Annotated in this window: 2 protein-coding genes; both read right to left on the bottom strand. The window is 75.1% G+C overall.

Features of this window, described 5'->3' with window-relative positions; all coding sequences use genetic code 11:
- On the bottom strand, positions 1-2,272 hold a 2,272-nt coding region (locus JNW98_RS19625; protein WP_223769558.1), incomplete at its 3' end, for a PAS domain-containing protein.
- Between the two features lie 420 nt (positions 2,273-2,692).
- A partial coding sequence (locus JNW98_RS19620) for an SSI family serine proteinase inhibitor (RefSeq protein ID WP_308015632.1) occupies positions 2,693-3,220 on the bottom strand: 528 nt, incomplete at its 5' end.

Here is a 3,220-nt window from a genome sequence, read left to right as displayed (position 1 = left end):
CGGGGCCCCGGCCGTGCCGGTTGGACCGGACCCGCTCGGCGGCGGCCGCCTCCTCCTCGTCCGGGCGCGCGGGACCGCGCCTGCGCCCGGTCGGCTGGGCGGGCACGGGCGCGCCGGGTACGGAGGCGGGGTGCGGCGCTTCGCCGGCGGACGGCGTGCGGCCGACGGGCGCCGCGGTGTCCGGAACGCCGGGGTGCACAGGCGTACCCGGGACGGGCGCGTCCCCGGAAGGCGAACTCCCCTGCCGAGCCTGCGGAACCGACCGGGCCTGCTGGGCTTGGTGGGACTGCTGGGCCGAAGGCGCCTGTTGAGGCTGCGGAGCCGGATGGGCAGCGGAAGCAGCAGAAGCAGCAGAAGCACCGGAAGTAGCAGGAGCACCAGGCGCCGGACGCACCACGGGCTCCGCCACGTGCGCGGCGGCGGCCGGGCCACCGGGAGCACCGCTCCCGGCAGGAGCTACTCGGCCGGCGGAACCCGCCACCCCCGCCGCCCCTTCGGCCCCTTCAACCCCGGCTGCCCCACCAGGAGCCGCAGCACCTACCGCTACCCCGGCACCCTCAGAACCCCCTGCAACGACACCACCAGCACCAGCCGAACCAGCGGCCACCGCGGCCACCCTCGCCACAGCCCCCGCAGCGGCACCCACGTCCGCGACAGCACCCGCAGTGCCCACAGCGCCCGCAGTCCCCGCCGTACCGACCGTCCCCCGAGCCGCCGTCTCCCCCGACCGCTGCCCCGGCATCGGCATGATCGTCGTCCCGCTGCCGATGCTGGGCGGCGAGTCCGGCCGGTCGGACGGCGCGACGGGCCCGGCCTCCGCCGAGACCGGCACCTCCAGGACGTACGCCTTACCGCCCCCGCTGCCCGGCACGTCGTGGGTCTGGAGCACGCCGCCGTGCCGCTGGACGATGCCGCGCACGATCGGCCCGTGGACCGGGTCGCCGCCGGGGTGCGGGCCGCGCACCTCGATCCGGACGGCCGTGTCCCGCTTCGCGGCCGCGACGACGATCGTCGAGTCACCGGACGGCGCCGTGCCGCCGGCGGCCTCGCCCGTCGAGTCCACGCCCGCGACGTCCGCGATCAGATGGGTGAGGGCCCGGGCGAACCACTCCGCGTCGATCTCGGCCTCTATGGCCGGCGCGTGCACCGCGAACTGCGCACGGCCAGGACCGATCAGCTCCACGGCACCCTCGACACCGGCCGCCACGACCTCGTCCAGGGCGGTCGCCTCACGTGCCAGCTGTCCCTCGCCCGCCTCCAGCCGCTGGTAGGCGAGCACGCTCTCGACCAGCCGGGCCATCCGCCCGTAACCGGCGGCGAGATGGTGCAGGATCTGGTTGGCCTCGGGCCACAACTGCCCGGCGGGGTCGGCGGCCAGCGTGCCGAGCTCACCGCGCAGCCGCTCCAGCGGCCCGTGCAGCGAGCCATCGAGCACGGCCACCAACTGGGCGTGCCGCGCGGCCAGCGCGTCGTACGGGCGGCGGTCGGTGAAGGTCATCACCGCGCCGACCAACTGGTCGCCGTCGCGCACCGGCGCCGTCGTCAGGTCGACCGGCACCGCGCGCCCGTCCTTCGCCCACAGCACCTGCCCGCGCACCCGGTGTTTGCGGCCGGAACGCAGCGTGTCGGCGATCGGCGAGTCCTCGAACGGGAACGGCGTGCCGTCCGCGCGCGAATGGTGGATCAGCGGGTGGAGTTCGCGTCCACCGAGATCACTGGCGCGGTAGCCGAGGATCTGCGCGGCGGAGGGGTTGACGAGGACGACCTTGCCCGCCGTGTCCACGCCGACCACGCCCTCGGCCGCCGCGCGCAGGATCATCTCCGTCTGGCGTTGCTGGCGGGCGAGTTCGGCCTCGGTGTCGAGCGTGCCGGTCAGGTCGCGGACGACGAGCATCAGCAGCTCGTCCCCGGTGTACGGGCCCTGTTCGGCGTACGGGGTGCGGCTGTCGGGGAGGTTGGCGCTGGTGACCTCGACGGGGAACTGGGTGCCGTCCGTCCGCCGGGCGATCATGCGCGTCGGCTTGGTGCGCCCGCCGTTCGTCCGGTCCTCGGGCAGGCGCATGGAACCGGGGATGCGACGCGAGTCGAACGCGGGCAGCAGGTCGAGCAGACCGCGCCCGACGAGTCCCGTGCCGGGGACCTCGAACGTCTCCAGCGCGATGTGGTTGGCGTTGACGACCGTGCCGTTGCAGTTGACGAGCAACAGCGCGTCGGGCAGGGCGTCGAGTATGGCTGCGAGGCGAGCAGCGCCTCGGGATGGCCTGCTGCTCACTGCGACGCTTCCTCCCTGTTACCGCACCGTGCGACCCGCGGGACGGGGGGCACCCCCAGCGACGGCTGGGGGAGTTCCGCCGCCCCTGCGGCGTGTTGCTGGGGGGAAGTCTACGGGCTGTGGAGTCCGGCGCGACGGCGGACGAGGGGTGCGGCGCACCCTGCCGTGCGGCGCCCGGGGCGGCCGGTGTGTCGGCCCGGGCGCCGGGCGGAGCGTTCGGTTCCGCAGGAGAGCGGGGCCGGAGGCCGACGGGAGACCGGCTCGCCTCCGGAAACGACCGAAGCGGTCTCAAACGGTCGTTGACGGTCATTTGGAAGCCGTCGGAAACAGAGGAAATCGGGAACAGAGAAACCGGGAACAGAGAAACCGGGAACGGGGAAAAAGGTGAGGGGGCGTTCGCCGCGTGCGGAGTGCGCCGGCTCAGACCGCGGGCCGGTGCGCGGGATCGCCCAGGAGGCGGGAGAACCGGTTCCAGCGCGCCATCTCGCACCCGTTCGCCCTGCTGAAGTCGGTGTCGACCGGCCGCCCGGCCCAGGTGCCGGACACATGAGCCCGCTCCGGGCCGCCGTAGACCATCGTGCACTGCGCGTCCGGCGGCACCGGCGCGAAGAGGTCGCGGTCCCAGTGCGTCTGCCCGTCGAGCTGGTCGCACGCGCCCCGCGGGTCGGGGAGGGTGCCGTACGTCGGGTGGCAGTGGAGCTCGTACCGGCCGTCGCCGCGCCCGCTGTCCGTGATCACGACGGTGAGGTGGTCCCCGAAGGTCGCCATGGGTCCGGAGGCCGGGGGAGCGGAGGCCGCGGGACCGGAGGCCGGCCCCGCCGTGACGGTTCCTGCCGCGACCGGCCCCGGCCCCGGCGGGAAGGGCAGCGGGCGAGCGGCGGCCGAGGAGGCGCCGAGCAGCGGGAGCAGCGGGAGCAGCAGAGGGGCGAGCGCGGCCGCGACCAGGGC

Origin of the sequence: Streptomyces huiliensis, from assembly GCF_020037025.1 — a bacterium.
In the GTDB taxonomy this organism is placed as follows: Bacteria; Actinomycetota; Actinomycetes; order Streptomycetales; family Streptomycetaceae; genus Streptomyces; species Streptomyces huiliensis.
Note: the sequence above shows the minus strand (reverse complement) of the source record. Positions and strands in the feature narration are given on the sequence as shown.